Annotated in this window: 18 protein-coding genes; 8 read left to right on the top strand and 10 right to left on the bottom strand. The window is 55.4% G+C overall.

The genetic code is table 11. The features are described 5' to 3' along the window. Positions 1–64: 64 nt before the first annotated feature. Positions 65–3,097, top strand: coding sequence for a M60 family metallopeptidase (locus WJU22_RS10775; protein ID WP_341843244.1), 3,033 nt, complete (start codon positions 65–67; stop codon positions 3,095–3,097). 69 nt (positions 3,098–3,166) lie between these two features. Here WJU22_RS10775 and WJU22_RS10770 read toward each other — a convergent pair whose 3' ends face one another. Continuing rightward, positions 3,167–5,335, bottom strand: coding sequence for a cation:proton antiporter (locus WJU22_RS10770; RefSeq protein WP_341843243.1), 2,169 nt, complete (start codon positions 5,333–5,335; stop codon positions 3,167–3,169). Positions 5,336–5,468: 133 nt separating this feature from the next. Here WJU22_RS10770 and WJU22_RS10765 point away from each other — a divergent pair, with 133 nt between their 5' ends. Continuing rightward, on the top strand, positions 5,469–5,774 hold the full coding sequence (locus WJU22_RS10765; protein WP_341843242.1) for an ATP-dependent Clp protease adaptor ClpS: 306 nt from the start codon (positions 5,469–5,471) through the stop codon (positions 5,772–5,774). Continuing rightward, positions 5,775–6,422 (top strand): leucyl/phenylalanyl-tRNA--protein transferase, encoded by a 648-nt coding sequence (gene aat, locus WJU22_RS10760; protein ID WP_341843241.1) that lies wholly within the window; start codon positions 5,775–5,777, stop codon positions 6,420–6,422. A gap of 5 nt (positions 6,423–6,427) precedes the next feature. Here aat and WJU22_RS10755 read toward each other — a convergent pair whose 3' ends face one another. Beyond that, positions 6,428–7,186: a hypothetical protein gene (locus WJU22_RS10755; RefSeq protein WP_341843240.1), complete on the bottom strand. Its 759-nt coding sequence runs from the start codon at positions 7,184–7,186 to the stop codon at positions 6,428–6,430. A 265-nt stretch (positions 7,187–7,451) separates the two neighbouring features. On the opposite strand from WJU22_RS10755, the gene WJU22_RS10750 reads away from it, so the two are divergent. Genes WJU22_RS10750 through WJU22_RS10740 form a run of 3 tightly spaced genes read left to right on the top strand, consistent with a single transcriptional unit; the run spans position 7,452 to position 10,426 of the window. Next, positions 7,452–8,111, top strand: coding sequence for a metal-dependent transcriptional regulator (locus tag WJU22_RS10750; protein WP_341843239.1), 660 nt, complete (start codon positions 7,452–7,454; stop codon positions 8,109–8,111). 9 nt (positions 8,112–8,120) lie between these two features. Further along, complete coding sequence (locus WJU22_RS10745; RefSeq protein ID WP_341843238.1) at positions 8,121–10,001, top strand: Nramp family divalent metal transporter; 1,881 nt, start codon at positions 8,121–8,123, stop codon at positions 9,999–10,001. Positions 10,002–10,018: 17 nt separating this feature from the next. Further along, positions 10,019–10,426 (top strand): thioesterase family protein, encoded by a 408-nt coding sequence (locus tag WJU22_RS10740; protein ID WP_341843237.1) that lies wholly within the window; start codon positions 10,019–10,021, stop codon positions 10,424–10,426. A 4-nt stretch (positions 10,427–10,430) separates the two neighbouring features. On the opposite strand, the gene WJU22_RS10735 is transcribed toward WJU22_RS10740, so the two are convergent. The 5 genes from WJU22_RS10735 to WJU22_RS10715 form a co-directional block, all read right to left on the bottom strand. Then, positions 10,431–11,162, bottom strand: a complete 732-nt coding sequence (locus tag WJU22_RS10735; RefSeq protein ID WP_341843236.1) for a LytTR family DNA-binding domain-containing protein — start codon at positions 11,160–11,162, stop codon at positions 10,431–10,433. Further along, the gene (locus WJU22_RS10730; RefSeq protein ID WP_341843235.1) at positions 11,137–12,204 is read right to left on the bottom strand and encodes a sensor histidine kinase; all 1,068 of its coding nucleotides are present in this window, start codon (positions 12,202–12,204) and stop codon (positions 11,137–11,139) included. The genes WJU22_RS10735 and WJU22_RS10730 overlap by 26 nt, the downstream gene beginning before the upstream one ends. A 17-nt stretch (positions 12,205–12,221) precedes the next feature. Next, positions 12,222–12,575: a DUF4288 domain-containing protein gene (locus WJU22_RS10725; protein WP_126245467.1), complete on the bottom strand. Its 354-nt coding sequence runs from the start codon at positions 12,573–12,575 to the stop codon at positions 12,222–12,224. Between the two features lie 86 nt (positions 12,576–12,661). Then, positions 12,662–13,381, bottom strand: coding sequence for a LiaF transmembrane domain-containing protein (locus WJU22_RS10720; protein WP_341843234.1), 720 nt, complete (start codon positions 13,379–13,381; stop codon positions 12,662–12,664). Positions 13,382–13,524: 143 nt separating this feature from the next. Further along, positions 13,525–14,187 carry an FAD-binding oxidoreductase gene (locus tag WJU22_RS10715; protein ID WP_341843233.1) on the bottom strand — a complete coding sequence of 221 codons (663 nt, stop codon included), beginning with the start codon at positions 14,185–14,187 and terminating at the stop codon, positions 13,525–13,527. 116 nt (positions 14,188–14,303) lie between these two features. On the opposite strand from WJU22_RS10715, the gene icd reads away from it, so the two are divergent. Beyond that, positions 14,304–15,569 carry an NADP-dependent isocitrate dehydrogenase gene (icd, locus tag WJU22_RS10710; RefSeq protein WP_341843232.1) on the top strand — a complete coding sequence of 422 codons (1,266 nt, stop codon included), beginning with the start codon at positions 14,304–14,306 and terminating at the stop codon, positions 15,567–15,569. A gap of 160 nt (positions 15,570–15,729) precedes the next feature. Further along, positions 15,730–16,962 carry an NADP-dependent isocitrate dehydrogenase gene (locus WJU22_RS10705; protein ID WP_126245459.1) on the top strand — a complete coding sequence of 411 codons (1,233 nt, stop codon included), beginning with the start codon at positions 15,730–15,732 and terminating at the stop codon, positions 16,960–16,962. 123 nt (positions 16,963–17,085) lie between these two features. Here WJU22_RS10705 and WJU22_RS10700 read toward each other — a convergent pair whose 3' ends face one another. From WJU22_RS10700 to WJU22_RS10690, 3 genes are read right to left on the bottom strand one after another with little or no spacing between them, the layout of a single operon-like run. Next, entirely contained in the window at positions 17,086–17,775 is a 690-nt protein-coding gene (locus tag WJU22_RS10700; RefSeq protein WP_341843231.1) for a DUF4998 domain-containing protein, read from the bottom strand. Positions 17,776–17,796: 21 nt separating this feature from the next. Next, on the bottom strand, positions 17,797–18,996 hold the full coding sequence (locus WJU22_RS10695; RefSeq protein WP_341843230.1) for a DUF5000 domain-containing lipoprotein: 1,200 nt from the start codon (positions 18,994–18,996) through the stop codon (positions 17,797–17,799). A gap of 32 nt (positions 18,997–19,028) precedes the next feature. Next, positions 19,029–20,930: a RagB/SusD family nutrient uptake outer membrane protein gene (locus tag WJU22_RS10690; protein ID WP_341843229.1), complete on the bottom strand. Its 1,902-nt coding sequence runs from the start codon at positions 20,928–20,930 to the stop codon at positions 19,029–19,031. Positions 20,931–20,936: the final 6 nt, after the last annotated feature.

The raw sequence follows: 20,936 nt of genomic DNA, 5'->3' as shown, positions 1-20,936 counted from the left end.
CGTGCGGATGGCGAACGGCATTTCCGTTCCAAGGCTTGCAAGCACCGAAGCTCAACCATCAGTTATGAAATACATCACTACTCTTTTATTGGGGCTGGGGCTCAGTGGCGCCCTGTCAGCCCAGTTCAAAGCCACACCCATTCATGCCTTCTCTCCCAGGCCCGCGCAACCCGGGCTGGAGCTCCGCCGGTGTTACGACGGCGACGTCACAACAGGCTACGAATCCAACTGGGGCCTCAACGCCATCCCAGACACCGTGGACTTTTTCTTCGGCGGCGTCAGCAGCATCAACAAGATCGAATATGTGCCACGGGCCAGCGGATTGAACGGCATCTGGCGTACCGTGTCGGTGTATGCCCGGAAAGCAAATACCCCGTTCGTGAAAATCGCCGATCTCACCTGGGCCAATGACAACGTTACCAAAGTCTATAACGTAGCGGCAGGCGCAATCGATACACCCGCCTGCGTCCGGTTCATCGTAACTTCGGCCACGGGCATGTGGTCTACCTGCAACGAGATCAATTTCTGGTCGCCCACCGCCCCCGTGGTGCCGGTGGATTGCGCGAACCCGGCCACCGGATTGCCGGGATTGCTTGACCAAAAGCAAACCGTAACCAGCGCTTCCGTTTCCCCGGCATCGCAACCGGGCGAAGGCATCGAAAGAACGTTGGACAATAACGTTAACACGCTTTATACCTCCAGCTGGGCGGGCGGTGGTTTCCCCATGCAGCTGACTTACAATTTCGGCGCTTCCAACAGGATTGATTATGTTTTAATTACGCCGCGGCAAGACGGCAACATCAACGGCCGTTTCGGGGATGTGGAAATCTGGTATAAGGCCACGTCTTCGTCGGCCGCCGTGAAAGCGAAAAGCGTGGCGCTGGGGTTCACGGATTCCCCCACGCGGATCGATCTGCCGGCGGCATTGGTGAATATCCATTCTTTGACGGTCAAAGTGCTGACTGGCGGGAACAACTTCGCCAGCTGCGCGGAAATGGCTTTCTTCAGCAAAAACACTGCAGGAGCGAACATCTACAGCAATTTGTTCGACAGCCTTTATTCAAAACTGAAACCCGGCGTTACGCAGGCGAAGATCGACACGATCTCCATGCCATTCTTCAAATCGCTGGCGCAGTGCCTCTTCAACGGCACGTACGACAGGAAATTCCGTTACCAGTCGTACAAGGTGTACCCGAACGTTGGTACCACGGCCGCCGCGCTGAAAACATCCACTTACAATTCCTTCGAAAACCCGACCGGTATCGCCTTCAAAGCCAATGACAAAGCGGTGCTCTTCGTGGGCCCCACCCATGGCGTTACCCCATCGCTCCGAATCACCGATTTCGGATCGCCCGTTTCCATCACTGACCAGGTGTATCCGCTGAAAGAAGGGCTCAACCTGATCGACGTTACCGCAGACGGCCTCGCGTATATCAGTTATTACAACGATAATGCGGCCCTGCCCGATATCAGGGTCCACATCGCCACCGGCAGGGTCAACGGGTATTATGATCCGTTGACGGATACGGATGCAGATTGGAACAAGTATCTTACCAACCAGATCTATCCCAGTCTCGACATCAAGGGCAAATACGTCAACATGGCCTATCACAAATCGGCGTTGCTGGCCAACTCGTTCAACTCCGGGAAAGCATTGGTCCAGGTGTACGATTCCATCGTGAAGAATCAGTACATCCTCATGGGGCTTTTCAAATACAACCGGGTGCCGAAAAACCATATGTTCACCTATTCTGAATACAAGGGCGGCTGGTACGCCGGCGGATGGGGCGCGCATTTCGACCTCACCTGGGGCGAGTATGGCCTCGCGAACGCGGATGGCGTATTCGTGTATCCCTGGGGCATTGCGCATGAGTTCGGGCATGTGAACCAGGTGCGCCCCGGTTTCAAATGGACGGGCACCACGGAAGTCACCAACAACCTGTATTCCACCTGGTGTGAATATACGATGGGCAGCACCTATCCCGGATTCACAAGGCTGGAAGTGGAAAGTGTTTCGGTAGACGATGTGCGGCCGGATATCATCGGCGGGCGCATCAACGGCGGCATCTGGTACGGACTGATCAACAAACGGCCCATCATGACGAACCCGGACGTTTTCAAACGGCTGATCCTGTTCTGGCAACTGCAACTGTACTACCAGGCGGCCGGTGCCAGCAAAAACCTGCCAACGCTGCAGCAACGTTTGACCGGAACACCCGCCCCCGGCGGCAACCAGCCCGATGTAGCCTACTGGCTGGCCGATATGCTGGAAAAAGTGCGGACTACAGATGAAACCGGGCTGTCCACCAAACAACTTATCCTCAATTGCATGGTCAACATTTGCGACGTCGTAAAAGAAGACCTGACGGATTTCTTCGTAAAAGCGGGCCTGCTGGTGCCGATCAACGAAATAGTGGGCGACTATTCCTCGGAATTCGTAACGATTACACAACAGGAAGTGAACGCAACGATCGCCGCCATCAAAGCGAAAAACTATCCTGCTCCGGCTTCGCCCGTCATCAACTACATATCCGCCAACAGCGTGAACTCCTACCGGCTTCAACAGGCACTGACCGGCACTTCGGGCATTGGCGCCACTTTAAGCAACAACACGGTTACCGTTGATGCGGCCCAATGGCAACATGCCGTGGCATTCGAAACGTACAAAAACGATACCCTGGTGGATGTGGCCATCTTCGGCACCGGCAGCAGCGACAGGAGCGTCACCAAAGTATTCTTCCCCGACACGGCCACCGCGGTATTTGCGATCGGGTATAACGGCGAGAAGAAACTCGTCTACCCCGCCACCCTCCCCAACCAGCTGATAACCGGCATTCCGGAAGCGAACGGCGAGCACGCCAACATCAAGGTGTACCCGAACCCCACCGGTTCTTACGTAAACGTTACGCTGAACGGCGAAGGCAAACGGCCCGTGGAACTTCGAATGACCGATATCACCGGCACGCTCCTGCATGCGAGGAAAGCCCTGGGCGGAGAAACCATCCAGCTCGACCTGTCCAAACAGCCGCCGGGCATGTATTTCGTGCATATCCTCAGCAAACTGGGCGTTATCACTAAAAAAGTAATTAAACAGTAAACGTAATCCGGCCCAAAATGAAAGGCCGTCTCGCAATGAGACGGCCTTTCCGTTTTTATCATTTGAATCTTATGCTTCAGGATCGTTTTTCCCGTTGGGGCCTTTGAAGATTTTCTTCACGGCGCGCCCCAGCTTATGGATGTTGCGCAGCTGTTCCTGGATGGGCATGAGCGAAATATCTTCGTCCTGCATACCGGGCTCGCTGTTTTCGGCGGTGCGTTGTTCGGGATAGATGAGGATGATGTTGTTTTCGCGGAAGTGGCGGACCATTTTGGCGGGGATGCCTTCCAGGTAAGGCTGGAAGGAAATGGTGCCCCTCCGCGCGGAAACCACCACGATCATATCGTCTGCCGATACGCTGCGGGCGATAACGAGAAAATCTTCCGGGTTTTCCAGCGTGCGGAAAGTGATTTCCACGCTCACTTTCGCCTCCGCGATATATTTCTCCACCGCGCCCTGCGTTCCCTTTCCACAGTACGCCAGGATGCGCGCCCCGGCCTGTTTGGCCAGCAGCACGATCTTTTCCATGTAATGCAAAAAACCCAGTTCGTATTCCGTGTTGCGGGGTAAAATGAGGACAAGCTTTTTGGTGGTATTGATGGGCGAATGGAAATCGCAGATCCAGACGGTTTCCCAGACGCTTTGCAGCACGTTGTCGGTAGTGGAGCCGAAGATGGTACCGAAGATACGGTCGGTGGCGCTGTTCTTTTCGCTCCAGGCGAGGATCACGTCGGAGATGAGCAGTTCTTTCACGGCGCGGGAGATGCCGTCGGTTACGTTGAGATCTACGCGCGTCACTACCTGCAGGTTGCTTTCCGACGCGGCGGCGTGGATCACGGCTTTTTCCATGGTTTTGTTGCTGAGGTGGATTTTTTCGCGGGCCTCTTCATCGTCCTGCACCACCACGAGGGGGTACACGGGCGCGGGGTTGCCGGGCTGTTTGACCATGAGCGCGAAATCCAGCAGGGGCTCCATGCGTTCGGGCTGGGCGATGGGGATGAGGAAGCGTTCCGGTCCGCCGGTGATCTCGGGCTTGCGGTCGGCCTCTACGAGCGCCAGTCTGCGGCCGGCGCTTTCCGTCACGAAGGAGCTGACCATGCACGTAACGAGGATGAGCACCACCGTGCCGTTGAGCACATTTTCGTTGATGATGCCCATATTATACCCGATCAGCACTACCGCGATGGTGGCGGCGGCGTGGGCGCTGCTGAGGCCGAAGATCACGTTGCGCTGGGTGGGCGTATATCCGAAAACGAGCTGGGTGAAAAAAGCGGCGAACCACTTGCTGAGGAGCGCCATGGCCGTCAGCGAGCCCGCGATGATGAGGGCTTCCGGGCCTTTCAGCAATACTTTCAGGTCTACGATCATCCCTACCGAAATCAGGAAAAAGGGAATGAAGATGGCATTGCCCACGAACTCGACGCGGTTCATGAGGGGAGACGTGTGGGGAATGAGCTGGTTGAGCGCCAACCCCGCCAGGAACGCCCCGATGATCCCTTCCACGCCCGCCAGCTCGGCGAGGAACGCGGCCAGGAACACCAGCGCCAGTACGAATATGAAGTGCGACGTCTTGTCGTCTTTTATCTTCTTGAAAAACCACCGCCCGATCATCGGGAAACCCCACATCACCACCACGGAAAATATGGTGAAGGAAATGCCCAGCCGCAGCCAGAAAGCGGTGTCGAGGTTGCCGGTTTGCGCGCCGGTGATAACGGCCAGGATGAGCAGTACGGCCGTATCGGTGATGATGGTGCCGCCTACGGCCACGGTCACGGCTTCGTTCTTGTTGATGCCCAGCCGGCTGGCCAGCGGGTACGCCACGAGGGTATGGGTGGCGAACATGCTGGAGATGAGCAGCGTGGCCATGAGGTTAAAATGCAGTACGTAGGTACACAAAACATAGCCCAGCAAAAGCGGTATGAAAAAGGTAAAAGCCCCGAACACGACACTGCGGTGCCGGTTCTTGCGGAACTCCGTCATATCCAGCTCCAGGCCGGCCAGGAACATAATATATAACAGCCCTGCGTTCCCGAACAGCTTGATGCTGCCCTGTTCGATGATCCTGAACCCGTGGTCCCCTATCGCCATGCCCGCCAGTATCAGGCCGATGATGCTCGGAATGCGGAATTTGCGCAGGATGATCGGCGCGAGCAGGATGATAAACAACACCAGGCTGAAAATCGGAACCGGGTCTTTGAGGGGCAAGCTGATATTCAAGAGAAAAACCAATCCTTTCATCAATAATCCATTTACGTTCAAATAGTCCAGAAACTCCGCAACCGCAGTTTCATGGCTGTTAATTTACGACCATTCCCGTAAACTCCCGGACGATCGCAAAAAAATGTAACTTTGCAGAAACATAGAACCGAACATGCATTACACGGGAACAGGCGTATCCGTTCAGGAAGCGGAGGATGTGCTGGTGGAAACGGCGGAACAATTCCCATTTAGCCTGATAGTATGGAACGATGAAGTGAACACTTTCGACTGGGTGATCCAGTCTTTGATGGAAGTGTGCGGCCATACCGAAGAACAGGCCGAACAATGCGCGCTCATCATTCACTTCAACGGCAAATACGCTGTTAAAAACGGTTCATTGACCGACCTGAAGCCCATGCTCGAAGCCCTGCTCGACCGCGGCATCAGCGCCACCATCGAAGAAACAGTTGCTTCATAAATGCCCCTTTTCCATCTCCCCGAAAACGAACTGTATTTCCCGCCGGTGTCTATGTCGGAACCCGACGGACTGCTCGCCATCGGTGGAGACCTTAGCCCGGAGCGGCTCCTGCTGGCCTACCGTTCCGGTATTTTTCCCTGGTACAACCGTAAGCCCATCCTCTGGTGGAGCCCCGATCCCCGGTTCGTACTCTATCCTTCAGAACTGAACATTTCCCACAGCATGAAGCAGGTCCTCAAAAAAGGGACCTTCCGGATCAGCTATAACGAATGCTTCGAAACCGTGGTAGACCGCTGCCGCACCGCTCCCCGCGAAGGGCAAGACGGCACCTGGATCACGCGGGATATGCTCCGCGCCTATACTTCCCTCCACAAACAGGGCTACGCCATGAGCGTGGAATGCTGGCAGAATGATGCGCTCGTGGGTGGATTATATGGTGTGAAGATCGGCCGCTGCTTCTTCGGCGAAAGCATGTTCGCCGCCGTGAGCAACGCTTCCAAGGCTGCGTTCATCACTTTCGTGCAAGACCATGCCACCCGGCTCGCCATTATCGACTGCCAGGTACATACCCATCACCTCGCCTCCCTGGGCGCAAGGTTCGTGAGCCGCGTCACCTTCCTGGACACGGTGCAGCGCAACCTCGATTAATTTCCCTACTTGCGTTTTTTCGTGAAAGTGCCTTCGAACGCGCATTTGATGCCACGATAGGCGCCACAGCCCGTTTCATTGATCGTTACCTTGCTGCCGCTGAACTTGAAATCCACGATGCAGCCGGACTGCTTGTCGCGCCATTGCCCCGTGGTGGCGGTGGTAAAACGGCCGGTGCCGTCGATCTCGCCGGTGCAGGCGCCTTTGTCGCGCGTGAAGTGAATAAAGAAAAGGAATTCCTTCGCCGTTTCCCCGTCACGGATGGAAACGATGTTGCCTTCTCCCGCGGTATAGTTGCCGGAGAGCTTGTGTTTGCGGGGAAGGGTGTCTATAGGATTAAAAAGCCCTGTTACCGCGGGCTCGTTGGAATTCGTGAGAATGAGCGCCAGGCTGCCGTCGGGGTTGGCGGCGAACACGTCTTCCCGCGCGATGGCCGCGCCGGTTTCGGTGGTGATGCGGATATTGCCCTTCTTATCGATGGAAAAACCCGTCTTCTTATTCCCGCCGGCCGCATATTGCGCGGCGAGGTGCCTTTTGAGGAAAGTGCCGTTCTTATCGTAAAAGCACATCCAGGCCGCGGCGCCCGATTTGGCGGCGCCTTCCACTACGAAAAGGCGGAGGTCTTCGGTAAGCGTTACCTGCCCTACCGGCCAGAACCTGGGTTTTTCGGCAGCACCGAAAACGCCTTTGCTGAGGGTGTCGGGGAGGAACTGTTTCAGGTAACGGGACTTGAACGCCAGGCTGTCTGTCCGCTTCCGTTTCAACGAATCTGCATTCCAGCGCAGCGCCTCCGCAGGGGGAACTTGTTGGAATAGTCCGCGAACGTAAGCTCGCGATCGTCTTCGCTGATAGTCTTTTTACGGGATTTGCAGCCGGCCAGTACGCCGATCGCCAGAAACAGGAAAAGAATGCTCCGCATAGTGATTTGTCGTAATTCGGCGAAAAGGTAGTCATAATTCCAAATTTCTCCCAGTTCTTTTCCTTTCGGAATAATTTATTTAGATTTGTCTAAATAATATTTTAGAGCATATGAACTTGACGGTCGCGGAAGAGAACTATATCAAAAGCATTTACAAGCTGCAGGACGGGGATGAAGTGGTGAGCACCAATGCCATCGCTTACGACCTGGCCACCAAGCCGGCTTCGGTAACGGATATGGCGAAGAAGCTGAAAGAGAAGAAGTTGATCGATTATGAGAAGTACCAGGGCATCAGCCTCACCGCCGAAGGCCGTAAGCTTGCGTTGCAGATCGTTCGCCGCCACCGTTTGTGGGAATGTTTCCTGGTAGAAAAGTTAAGTTTCAGTTGGGACGAGGTGCACGAGATCGCCGAAGAGCTGGAGCATGTGCGGAGCGAAAAACTGATCACGCGGCTGAGCGAGTTTTTGGGCAACCCCACTACCGACCCGCATGGCGACCCCATCCCCGACGCGCAGGGCCGGATCTCCAAAAGCCAGCCCCTCATTTCGCTGGACAAAGCCACGGCGCGGCGGCTCGAAGTGGCCGGCGTGTCTGACCAATCGTCTGCCCTGCTGGAATTCCTCAACGCCAAGGGCATCCGGCTCGGCACCCAGCTCGATATTATAGAAAGATACGAATTCGACAACTCCGTGGAGGTCAAGATCCGCAATCAGTCTGCCTTTACACTCAGCGAACAGGTATCGAAGAACATCATGGTCAAATCATTGTAAACCGGCAGCATGCGTACGCAGGAATCCAGCGCCTCACTCAGCGAAGTTCACCAGAGTATAGACACCACCCGGCCCCATCGTTCCAAATGGCGAAGGATACTCGCCTTCTTCGGCCCGGCCTACCTCGTTTCCGTGGGGTACATGGACCCGGGGAACTGGGCTACCGACCTCGCAGGCGGCAGCCGCTACGGCTATACTTTGCTTTGGGTACTGCTGATGAGCAATATCATGGCCCTGCTCCTGCAAAGCCTCAGTGCGCGCCTGGGCATCGTTCGCGGGCGCGACCTCGCGCAGGCCAACCGGGAAACCTATCCCGCGCCGGTCAACTTCATTTTATATATCCTCGCCGAAATTGCCATTGCCGCTACCGACCTGGCCGAAGTGCTGGGCATGGCGATCGGTATCCAGCTGCTGACGGGGCTTCCGCTCATGTGGGGCGTTAGCCTTACCGTGCTCGATACGTTTTTGCTGCTCATCCTGCAGCGGTACGGCATCCGGAAGATGGAAGCGTTCATCATTGCGCTGGTGGCTATTGTGGGAACGTCGTTCCTCGTACAGCTGCTCATCGCGGAGCCGCCCATGGGCGAAGTGGTAAAAGGCTTCGTGCCGGCGCTGCCGGATGAAACGGCGCTCTACATCGCCATCGGGATCATCGGCGCCACGGTGATGCCCCATAACCTGTATTTGCATTCCGCGCTCGTGCAAACGCGTAAGATCAGCAAAACGGACAGCGGCATCCGCAGGGCGTTGCGCATCAATTTCGCGGATACGGCCATTGCGCTGAACCTCGCGTTTTTCGTGAACGCCGCCATCCTCATCCTCGCCGCCACCGTATTTTATAAAGCCGGCCATACCGGCATCGCAGACCTCCATGAGGCCCACCGAATGCTGGAACCCTTGCTGGGCAGCAAGCTCGCACCTATCCTCTTTGCCGTGGCGCTCATTGCGGCCGGCCAAAGCTCTACCGTTACGGGAACCCTCGCCGGGCAGATCGTCATGGAAGGCTATCTGCGGCTGCGCATCAACCCCTGGCTGCGCCGGCTGATCACGCGGCTGGTGGCCATTATCCCTGCATTGATCGTGATCCTGGTGGCGGGGGAAGAAAAGATCGGGGAGCTGCTCGTGTTCAGCCAGGTGTTGCTGAGCCTGCAGCTCGGATTCGCCATCATCCCGCTCATCCATTTCGTGAGCGATAAGCAAACGATGGGCATCTTCGCCATCAAACCGTATGTGAAAGCCGCGGCCTGGCTCATTTCCAGCGTTTTGGTGTATCTTAATATCCGGATGGTTTACAACGAAGCGGAAGCACTCTTCACGGCCGATAACCCCTGGTGGGTAGACGGGCTCATCCTCACGGTGATCCTCGGTTTCATCGCCCTGCTGGTCATCACCGTGATCTACCCCTGGCTCAGCCGTTACCGGAAAATGCGCTCGGCGCAGATGCACCCGGCCAACGTTTCCCTCGGCGATCTCGAAAAGCCCGTCTACGGCCGCATCGCCATGGCGCTCGACTTTTCGCAGCAAGACGAGCGCGTGATCGCCAACGCCCTCGCACAAGGGAACCCGGGCACCCATTACGTGCTCATCCATATCGTGGAAAGCGCGTCTGCCCGCTATTTCGGAAAAGACGCACACGATTTCGAAACGCAAAAAGACCAGGAACAGCTAGACACCTACATCCGCCTCCTCGCCCAACGCGGCGTAAAAGCCACCGGCCAATTGGGCTACCGCCACCGCGCCAAGGAAATCGCACGGATCGTGAAAGCGGAAAATGCAGACCTGCTCATCCTCGGCGGCCACGGCCACTCCGGGCTGAAAGACTGGCTCTATGGCGAAACCGTGAATTACGTCCGCCACAAGGTCCACATCCCCGTGCTGGTCGTGCAATAATTTTCGTACTTTCAGGAATGGCCATTCCCATTCAGCCCGGCGAGCAGCGCCGCTTCAGCCGCCACGTTCGCCCGGAAGATTGCGCTGCGTTCGACAGCGGTTCCGTTCACCCCGTTTACGCCACCTTCGCCCTCGCGCGCGATGCCGAATGGTGTTGCCGCCTCTTCGTGCTCGATGTCAAATCCACCGAAGAAGAAGGCATCGGCACCATGATTTCCGTTGAACATATCAGTCCCGCCACCGAAGGTTCCACCGTGGATTTCACCGCCGTCGCCGAAAGCGTCGCCGGAAATGAAATCATCTGCGGTTTCGAAGCGCATTGTAACGGAAGGCTCGTCGCCAAAGGAAAAACGGGTCAGAAGATCCTGAAAAAAGAAAAACTGGAACGGCTGTTCCAGTCTCTCGATTCGAATATGAAAAGTTGAAACGCTACAAACCCAATACTTCCTTCAATTTCGGATAACCCGTTTTACTTACCATCACTTTACTGCCGTCGCGCAAAATGGCGAGATAGCTTTCCTTTTCGTAGGGATCGATGCGCGTGATCTGCGTAACGTTCAGGATATAGGAACGGTGCACGCGGATGAATTGCTGCGGATCAAGCATTTTTTCGAAAAAGGTCATGGTTTTATTCTTGAGGAAAGCCCCTTCCGCCGTGATGATCTTCACGTAATCATCTGCCCCTTCGAGATAATGGATATCCTGGACGGGGATGATCTTGATCTTTCCGTTGATCTTCACCACCACGCGGTTTTGCTGCATGGGCATTTCGCGGGCGGCATTGTCGAGCAGCTCGGGATTGATGCCGCTGCTGCGTTCCAGCATTTTCTGCAAGGCTTTGGCGAAGCGGTCTTTGGAGAACGGTTTCAACAAATAATCCACCGCGCTCACTTCGAAAGCGCGGAGGGCGTATTCTTCGAAAGCGGTGGTGAAGATGACCTGTGGCAGCTTGTCTACCAGTTCCAGCATTTCGAAACCGTTGATCTTGGGCATTTGTATGTCGAGGAAAAGGAGGTCGGGCTGATGTTGCTGGATGGCTTTGAGCCCTTCGAAACCGTCGTTGCATTCGGCCACTATTTCCACCTGCGGGAAATCGCGCAGGTATTCCCTGACCAGTTCGCGGGCGAGGGGCTCGTCATCTATCAAAATGGTCTTTATCATGCTGCTGAGGTACTTTAATGAGTGTGGTAAAAATATTGCCTTCGGTCTTCGTTTCCAGCAGGTCTTGCCGGGCAAATAGCAGGTATAGCCTGCGGCTGATGGAATTGAGGCCGAAGCCGGTGCCTTTCCGCGCGGTGGCCGGCATGTCTGCGTCGAACGGATTGGTGACGGAAACGAAGAGCACATCGTGCTCGGTCCAGGCGTGGATGCGGATGCTGATGGCTTCGGTGGTGTCGTACAATCCGAATTTGATGGCGTTTTCCACGGCGGGTTGGAGGAGCATGGGCGGGATGCTGAACTCCCCTGCCCCGGGGTCTGTCACCAGTTCTGTCGTGAGCCGGTGGCGGAAGCGCACTTTCTCGATATCGAGGTACAATTGTAAATACTGGAGCTCTTCGCGCAGGGGGATCCAGCCTTGATCTTCGCGCTTGAGCGTGCCGCGCAGGAAATCACTCAGTTGCTGGATCATCTGCCGTGCTTCTTCCGGCCGGATGGAAACGAGCGCGTTGATGGAATTGAGGCTGTTGAACAGGAAGTGCGGCTGCAATTGCTGGCGGAGCTTGTAGAGCTCGGCCTCGCGGGCCATCTTTTCCGCCGCGTCTTTGCGCGCCAGCGCCTGGCGCTGGTCTTCCATTTCGTACATGATGAAGCTGAGGAACCCCGTGCCCATGAGCAAAAGCCATCCCAGCGCGAACCGCACGGGCGCGGTGTCTGACAGCCATTGCAGGTATACCGCGTCTTTCGGGAACACCGCCCGGAGGATCACCAGCGTGAGCAAAAGCCAGAGTGCGCTGATGACGGTGGTGAGGACGGCCACATACACGTAGCGCATCCTCACCGGTCTATAATAAGCCTGCATCTGGGTGATGGCGGCCACCGCGATGAACAGGAGAATGTTGTGGATGTTGGCGTCCATCCAGGCGTTGGGCCCGTCTACCCCGAGCCAGTAATGCAGGATGAAACCATGCACGGCCGAGAACACGCAGCAGGCGATGAGGAACGTCCACCGGAAGGGCTTTTCTTTTAACAGATGTGTTGCCAAGGGAGTCGTTTTCCGGATTAAACATTCAGTTCGAACATCTTCTGCGTTTGCAGCTGCGCCGCTTTCATTTGCAGGAGGGCCACATAGCTGTTGGCGTTATCGGGCTCTTCCACGCGGGAATAGATCTCCATACCGTCTTTCAGCTCGTCGAGCGTATGCAGTTCGGGAACGTTGATGTATCGCCATTCCACCAGTTCTTCGCGCTGGTTGCGGAAAGCATACTGTTCCTGCTCCCCGATCTGCACCGCCTTTTTCCAGGCTTCTGCCTTGCTCGTTGCGCTGATGAGGCGCAGCTGCTCGTCGAATTGCGGGAGGTGGTCGCCTGTTCCGCAAATGATCTGGTAAACGATCTTGGCTACGTACCAATACATGTTTTAAAGGTTTTCGGTGATATAAAGGATGGATGGATGGAATGGGGGAAACGTACGATGGATGAAAGATGGGCGGAAGGAAAGGATCAATAGCTTTTCAGGTCTACCCCGCCGAATGTGCAGGAGCCCCTGAGGATAAGCGTCTTGTTGGTCGGAACGGCCGGCGGAACAACGCGTTTGTCTTCGATCCCGCCGAACACGGTGTTGATGTCTACTTTCACGTTCCAGCTCGAAGGCACGATGATTTCCGTACCGGCGAAGAGGTTCGTGATCTCCAGGATCACTTCTCCGTTGATATCCGCCTGCGAAAAGTTCAGTTCCGTACCGCCGAAAATCGTGGTAATGTTACCACCCAGGAAGTTTTTGGAAAGCACGACTTTGTTGGTGCCGCTGAAAACCGTGGTGGCCTGCAGGAAATCGTCCTGGCTGGCGCTATCGTCCGACGTAAATATCTGTTCGTACTGTTGCTTTTTACTCGTTGCCCGGCCGATGATATATACCCCGATAACGATGAGGATCGCGGGCCAGAGGAACCGTCGCAGGTTCCAGTCGTACGGCACAATATCCCCCACCAGGAAGATACAGCCGATAAAGGTGACGATGAACCAGGCCACGCCCTGGAATTTTCCTTTCACGCCCATGATGAAACCCACGGCGATAAGGATCATCGGCCAGGAAAACAGCCAGTCGGGGAAGAAAACCCCCATTCTTCTCAACAGGATGAAGATACCGATACAGAGGATGATGAGACCGGCCCAGAGTCCTCCGTTGCTGCCGCTTTCATGTTGACGATTATACCTGCTCATAAATTGTAGTGTTTGCGTTTTGTAGGTTAGGATTGTTTGATTGATGATGCAAACATACGGAGCGCATATACGCCGGTCAACCGCTATCAGGCGGGCGAGGGTGGATTTACCGGTAAAAAGGGGGAAATCGTCGGTGAAACCGGTCAAAGCTCGACGATGACGGATTCGCCGCCCAATTTCCGGATAATGGGCTGCAAAGCGGCCACCATGGGGTCTGGGCCGCAGATATAGAAGTGCTGTTTGAAGTTCTTGACCTTATCGCGCAGATACACTTCGTCTATATAATGATGATCGTACCCCGGCCGGGCCTCGTCGGTAAGGGTATTGATGAAATTGGGGCCGAGCATGGCGCGGAATTCGGGCTCGAGGATAATGTCTTCCCGCGTTTTATTACTGAATATCAATTTGTTACCTCCAATTTTCCCATCTTCCCGCAACTGCCGGAAAATGGCGATGAACGGCGTAACACCGGCGCCTCCGGCGATGAACACGCCTTCGCCCTGGTACTGGATGGCGCCCCAGGGGTCGTGGATGATCAGTTCATCGCCCGCCCGGAGCTGCCCCAGCTGGTGGGTGACGCCGTCGTGGTCGTCATAAATCTTGATAGTGAACTCAAGATGGTCCCAGTCGTTGAGCGCCGTAAAGGTGAAAGGCCGCAGCTGGTCGTTCCAGCCAGGTTTGTTGATGGCCACGTCCGTCGCCTGTCCGGGTATGAACGTGTACCCCTGGGGTTTACGGATTTTGAAGCGTTTGACGTCGTGCGTAACAGGGCTTATATCCAATATTGTGACAATATGTTGCTCCATGGAGTCCGGATTTACGGGTCAGACAATTCTATCCCGAATTTAAGTTAATTCTCACAAATCGGGGGGTGGGGACCGTTGTAAATGTGTTACCTTTGCGGTCAATAAAGAAAAGCAATATGCCGGCAGAAAAAATTCAGATGATCAACGGGCAGATCAAGGTTCCTGCCCATCCTATTATTCCATTTATTATCGGGGACGGCATCGGGCCGGATATCTGGCGTGCGAGCGTGCGGGTGTTCGACGCGGCTGTGGAGAAAGCTTACGGTGGTGAGCGGAAGATCGAGTGGAAAGAAGTACTGGCGGGCGAAAAGGCTTTCCAGGCAACGGGCGAATGGCTGCCCAAAACGACTTTGGACGCGCTGAAGGAATACCTGGTGTCTATCAAAGGCCCGCTGACGACCCCTGTGGGCGGCGGTATCCGTTCCCTGAACGTGGCCATGCGCCAGGAGCTGGACCTTTACGCCTGCGTGCGCCCCGTGCGCTGGTTCAACAAAGTACCCAGCCCCGTGAAGCACCCCGAGAAGGTGGACATGGTGATTTTCCGGGAAAACACGGAAGACATCTACGCCGGCATCGAATATATGTATGGCACAGAAGGCGCCAACAAGCTCCTCAAATTCCTCACCGAAGAACTGGGCGTGAACAAGATCCGCTTCCCGGAAACCTCATCGCTGGGCATCAAACCGGTGTCTCAGGAAGGTACGGAAAGACTGGTGCGCGCTGCCATCAAATATGCCATCGAGCATAAAAAGCCTACCGTATCCATCGTTCACAAAGGCAACATCATGAAGTTCACCGAAGGTGGCTTCAAGAACTGGGGCTACGAACTGGCGGCCCGCGAATTCGGCGAATACGTGTATACCTGGGAGCAATGGGAAAAAACGAAGAAGGAACTGGGCGAAGATGCGGCCAACAAGGAAATCGCGGTAGCAAAGGCGCATAACAAGATCATCGTGAACGATGTGATCGCCGATAACTTCCTCCAGCAGATCCTCCTCGCCCCGCAGGACTATTCCGTGATCGCCACGCTCAACCTCAACGGCGACTATATCTCCGACGCGCTGGCAGCAGCAGTAGGCGGTATCGGCATCGCGCCCGGCGGCAACATCAACTACGCTACCGGCCACGCCGTGTTCGAAGCCACCCACGGCACCGCGCCCCGCTTCGCCGACACAGATACCATGAACCCTTCCTCCGTGATCCTTTCCGGCGTAATGATGCTGGAATACCTGGGATGGAAGGAAGCCGCTGATATCATCACCCACGGGCTCAGCACCGCCATCATGCGCAAACGCGTTACCATCGACTTCTACAAACTGATGGACGACGCCACGCTCGTGAAGACCAGCGAGTTCGCAGACGAGATCATCAAGCAGCTTTAAGATAGCCTTAACAGCGATTTTCCCGCCACGATTACGTTTTTTTGAAGGATAATACTATCTTTCGACATTCAAATAATATCATTTGATAGAAAAACGTAATCTGTAGCGGGATTTCGTGTCTCATAAAGATTTTATAAGAAGAACACAAAACATTACATCGATGTCACAAAAAATCAAAGTTGCAAACCCTGTGGTTGAACTGGATGGCGACGAAATGACGCGGATCATCTGGAAGTTCATCAAAGACAAACTGATCACACCGTATCTGGAGCTGGACATTAAATATTACGACCTGGGCATGGAGCACCGCGATGCCACCAACGACCAGGTGACTATTGACGCCGCCAACGCCATCAAACAATATAACGTGGGCATCAAATGCGCCACTATTACGCCCGACGAGCAACGTGTAACGGAATTCGGACTGAAGCAGATGTGGAAATCCCCCAACGGCACCATCCGTAACATCCTCGACGGCACCGTGTTCCGCGAACCGATCGTGATGAGCAACGTTCCGCGCCTCGTGCCCAACTGGACCGCTCCCATCTGCATCGGCCGCCACGCTTTCGGCGACCAGTACCGCGCTACCGACTTCGTGACCAAAGGCAAAGGCAAACTGACCGTGAAGTTCGAAGGCGAAAACGGTGAAGTACAGGAATTCGAAGTGTACAACTTCAAAGGCGACGGCGTTGCCCTGGCGATGTACAATACCGACGAATCCATCTACGGCTTCGCGCGCGCCTGCTTCAACCAGGCCCTCATGAAGAAATGGCCCCTGTACCTCAGCACCAAGAACACCATCCTGAAAAAATACGACGGCCGCTTCAAAGATATCTTCGAAGACGTTTACCAGAAGGAATTCAAAGCCGAGTTCGACAAGAACGGCCTCACCTACGAGCACCGCCTGATCGACGACATGGTGGCATCCGCCCTGAAATGGAACGGCAACTTCGTTTGGGCTTGCAAGAACTACGATGGCGACGTGCAGTCAGACACCGTGGCCCAGGGCTTCGGTTCCCTCGGCCTCATGACCTCTACCCTCGTTACGCCCGACGGCAAAACGATGGAAGCGGAAGCCGCCCACGGCACCGTAACCCGCCACTACCGCGATCACCAGGCAGGTAAACCCACTTCCACCAACCCCATCGCCTCCATCTTCGCATGGACCCGCGGCCTGGAGTTCCGTGGCAAACTGGACGGCAACCAGGCCCTGATCGATTTCTGCCACGCCCTCGAAGCCGTGTGCATCGAAACCGTAGAAAGCGGCAAAATGACCAAAGACCTCGCTGTCTGCATCCACGGCAACAAAGTGGAGCACGGCAAGCACTATCTCTACACCGAGGAATTCCTCGAAGAGCTGGACAAAGGCCTGAAAGCCAAACTCTCCAAGTAATCCGATCACTTGCGATAGGAACGGCCTCCCTTGCGGAGGCCGTTTTTTTTATGGCACCTGTCCCCATAAAAAAAGCCCCCGGGCGTCTATTCCCGAGGGCCAACATACAAACAGTACAGTGTACTAAAATTTCAATGTATCCGGTTTCAATGCGTAAAACGTGTCGATAGCCAGCGTCACCGGTTTGTAGCCGGATAAAACGCTGACCGCTTCTCCCGCCTTACAATTAGGCACGCGCGTTTCCAAAGCGTCGGGCAGCACGTCGTACGTTTTTTTCTGTCCGTTCACATCGGTATAAGCGATCCGGGAGCCGGTGTGCACCGTATCTGCCGTTGCCCACTGGATCACGAGCGTTTCGCTTTCGAACCACTTGGAAAGAACGCCACGGTTGTTCAGGCCGCTTTCGTACCGCGCGCCGTACGTACGAACAGAAATCGGACTGGGCACCGATATGTTGCCCGCCGCATCGAGGGCGTACAACGCAAATTCATACCTGTCTTCATTCACAGCCGGCACGACCACTTTTATGAATTCCGCGGGATCATGGGTGGAAGCGTCTACCATTGCAGCATTCCGGCCATTGTTCCAGGTGATGCGGTAACGTTTCACGCTGGGGTCTGCACTGGGATTCCAGGAAAACTCCACGCGGTCGCGGCCGGGACTGGCCTTGAGGTTGTTCGGCTTGCCGGGATAGACGCTTTCTTTTCCGCCGAGGAATTCCCGGTAATCGGTCGGTTCCCTGTCGCAGGCGCCCAAAGCCAGGAGCATCGCGCAGCCGGCGGCCAGGAGGGTATATGGATTGAGTGTTTTCATGTGTTAATGCGTTTTGAATGATCATTGACCCCAGAAAGTGATTTCCATCAGGTGCCAGAAGTTGGCGCCGGAAAGGGTTTCCTCGACCTGGATGCGGATGTACCTTACTTTCGGCGTGTTTGACGGGATGTTGAACTCAAAGCCCTGCCTTGCCCGGGCCACGTCTTCCGGTGTATTGTCGTAGGGCGGCCTGCCGGAAGGCTTGGTCGGCGTTTCGTATTCACCGATGAGCGTCCAGCCGTCGAAGCTGCCGTTGGTAGCGGGTTTGGTGTTCGTGCCCCAGAGCTTCCAACGCTTCGGGTTGCCGTGCGAGAAGGCCATCCAGTCGTTCACACGATGCCACATTTTATAGCGGCTGAGGTTGTAGCTCGCGCCCATGTCGAACGTTACGTGCTTGGGCAGCGCGCCTACGGTGGTGGTATGGAAACCGTTGCCGTTGGCTTCTTCCGTTTTATCGTCCCACAGGAAAGGCAGCGCCCATCCGTAATCCATGGGCTCATCGCCAGGCAGGGGATATTCCGCGAACTTGCTCTTTTCGATCATGGATTCGAACAGCGGTGTAATGTCGGCGAACAGGGTATCGGAACTGTTGCCCCACCTGTCTACGACGTACACGCCGAATTTCCGGGGTTTGCTTTCGTATCCGCGGACGCTGAAGCCGATTTCCGCCGTTGTGAGGTATTTGCTTTCGATGGGCTTGAATTCTCCGTTCTTGTCGGCCGTGATCACGATGACGCCGATCTTCTCGCGGACGGGATTTTGCGCGGATACGAAGATGCCGCCGAAATCGGGATTGATTTCAACGGTGGGCAGCACGAGGCGGTGGATGGGTGTTTCCGGGTGCACTTTCACGATTACCGGGTCGGATTCCACTTCTCCCCGCGAAACGGCGGTCAGCGTCACTTCATATTCTTTTTTCTCTGCGAACCCGCTCAGTTCGATACTGTTGGAATAGTAGGAAACCTGCGTCTGGCGGGCAGTTACGTCATTGGCTTTATATCTGGCCCTTACGTACAGGAGGTTAGACGAATTCGGCAGTTTGTAGGTGATGGTGGCGCCACCGTTGACGTTTTTCACCTGGACGTTGGAGACCGGGCCGGGCTTGGTACCGTCTTTTTCCGTGGGCCCGTTGTAGATATCGTCTTTGAAACAGCCGCCCCATATGGTTGCCAGCCCCATGAAGCCGAGCAGTGCGAATATTCTGGTTTGTGAAGTTTTCATCTTGCTTGATTTTTATTGATGGATGGGCTGGTTTACCACAACGGCGTCTGTACGAGATTCGGGTTCACGGTGAGATCGTTGTCGCTGATGGGCCAGAGATATTCTTTTGTGCTGTACACCGGCATGAAGATGGTGCGCCGGCGGTAATATCCGGCAACGGATTCTTCATACACGCTCCATCCCTGGATGGGGCTGCTGAAGTAGTCCTTCATTTCCTTCCACCGCCGCATGTCCCAACCAACCTGGCTTTCGAATGCCAGCTCGATGCGCCTTTCCTGGTGGATGATCTGCCGCAGACCGTCTTTGGTATTGAATTTGCCGGGCTGGCTGGAATAGGTGCTCCAGGATTCCTGCACGGTTTTCAGTCCGGCCCTTTCCCTTACCTTATTGATCCAGACGAGCGCCTCGGCCTGGTTGCCCGCTTCGTTGAGGGCTTCGGCGTAGAGCAGGTACATGGCGGCCAGCCGGATGCGGGGCACAGCGAAGGCTACCGGCAGGCTCTGGCGTTGGAATTCGCTCTGGTAAGACACGAGCTTCTTGATCCAGTACCCCGTGGCATTGGTTTTGATCGCCATCGCGGCGCCGCTGACCTGTTTCATCTTGCCCTGGATGTATTGCTGGTTCTCATCGTCGAGCGTACCGTTGCCGAACCAGTTGCTGCCATCGAAGCCGAGGCTGGCGTAAAAGCGCATTTCGCGATGCAGGTTGAGGCCGGCGGTCTGGTAGCCGTTGTGGATGTAGTATTTATGCGCATCGTCGCTGGCGCGGGGCGTATTGCGGTTGGCGTAATCCCAGGTTTTGTCTTCGTTGATGGGCACACCGTTTTCCGTATAAAACAATTCCGCGATGGCCAGCGGCGCGCACAGGCTGCCGAAGATGATATCGTTCGCCTGCGATTCCGGGGTCATTTTCGGAACGCAGTAATATTGGAAATCAGCGTGCACGGGATTGGCGCCCCAGATCACTTCGTCGTTAAAGAGATGCGAAACCGTTCCCTGGAAAGCGAGCAGCTTCATCGTGGAGTCACTGATGTTGGACAGGTTGGCGGGCGGAACGAAATCGTACAGTTTAATACCGGCATCATGCGCCGCTTCCACCGCTTCCTTGCAGGCCGCGGCCGCGCGCGTCCATTTTCCGGGATCGAATTTTTCGGGGAACAATGTCTGTCCTTCTTTTGTGCGGAACGAAATGTAGTCGGGGTTTCCGTTGAACAGGGGGCTTGCCTGCCATGTCAACGCCTCCGCTTTCAGGCTGAGCGCCGCAGCTTTCGTGATGCGCCCCGATTCGCTGGCCGCCGAAGTGATCACCGGCGGCAATCCGGGCACGGCTTCGTCGAGCAGTTGCACGATGTAGTTGAAAACAGTGTCCACATGCTCCCGCTTCACCCGCACATCTTCAACCGAAGCGTTCAGCGGCAGGTTTTTCCGGATGAGGGGAACAGGCCCGTATTGCCGCACCAGCCAGTAATTGTAATATGCCTTGAGGAATTTCGCCTCCGCGGTCCAGCGTGCTTTTTCAGTCGGCGTCAGATCGATCGGCTTATCCACGTTATCGAGGAAAATGTTGCAGCGGCGGATGGCCTGGTACAGCTTTACGCCCCCGTTCGAGCCATTGAACAGATCGAACTCCACAGACATGACGTTTTTGCCCGACCGAAGGGCGCGGAACCCGAAATCGCCGCCGCCGCCTTCCTGGAGAATAGGGTGAATAATCTCGCCGCCCATGGTAAACGCGGGATCATTCCAGGTGTAGAACAGGTTCCGCTGCATCGTGGCGTAACAGGTAAACAGGTAATTCTCCGCCTCATTCCGGTTGCGGAACGCATAGTCGATGGTAGCCACGTTGTCCGGCATCACATCCAGGTACTTTTTACAGGAGGGAAAGCTGACCAGCAGCAACGCCGCCACGATCCACGTTTGTATGTTTTTTCTCATGATTTG

Source organism: Chitinophaga caseinilytica (assembly GCF_038396765.1).
Taxonomy (GTDB): Bacteria; Bacteroidota; Bacteroidia; order Chitinophagales; family Chitinophagaceae; genus Chitinophaga; species Chitinophaga caseinilytica.
This window is presented reverse-complemented; position numbering and strand designations above follow the sequence as displayed.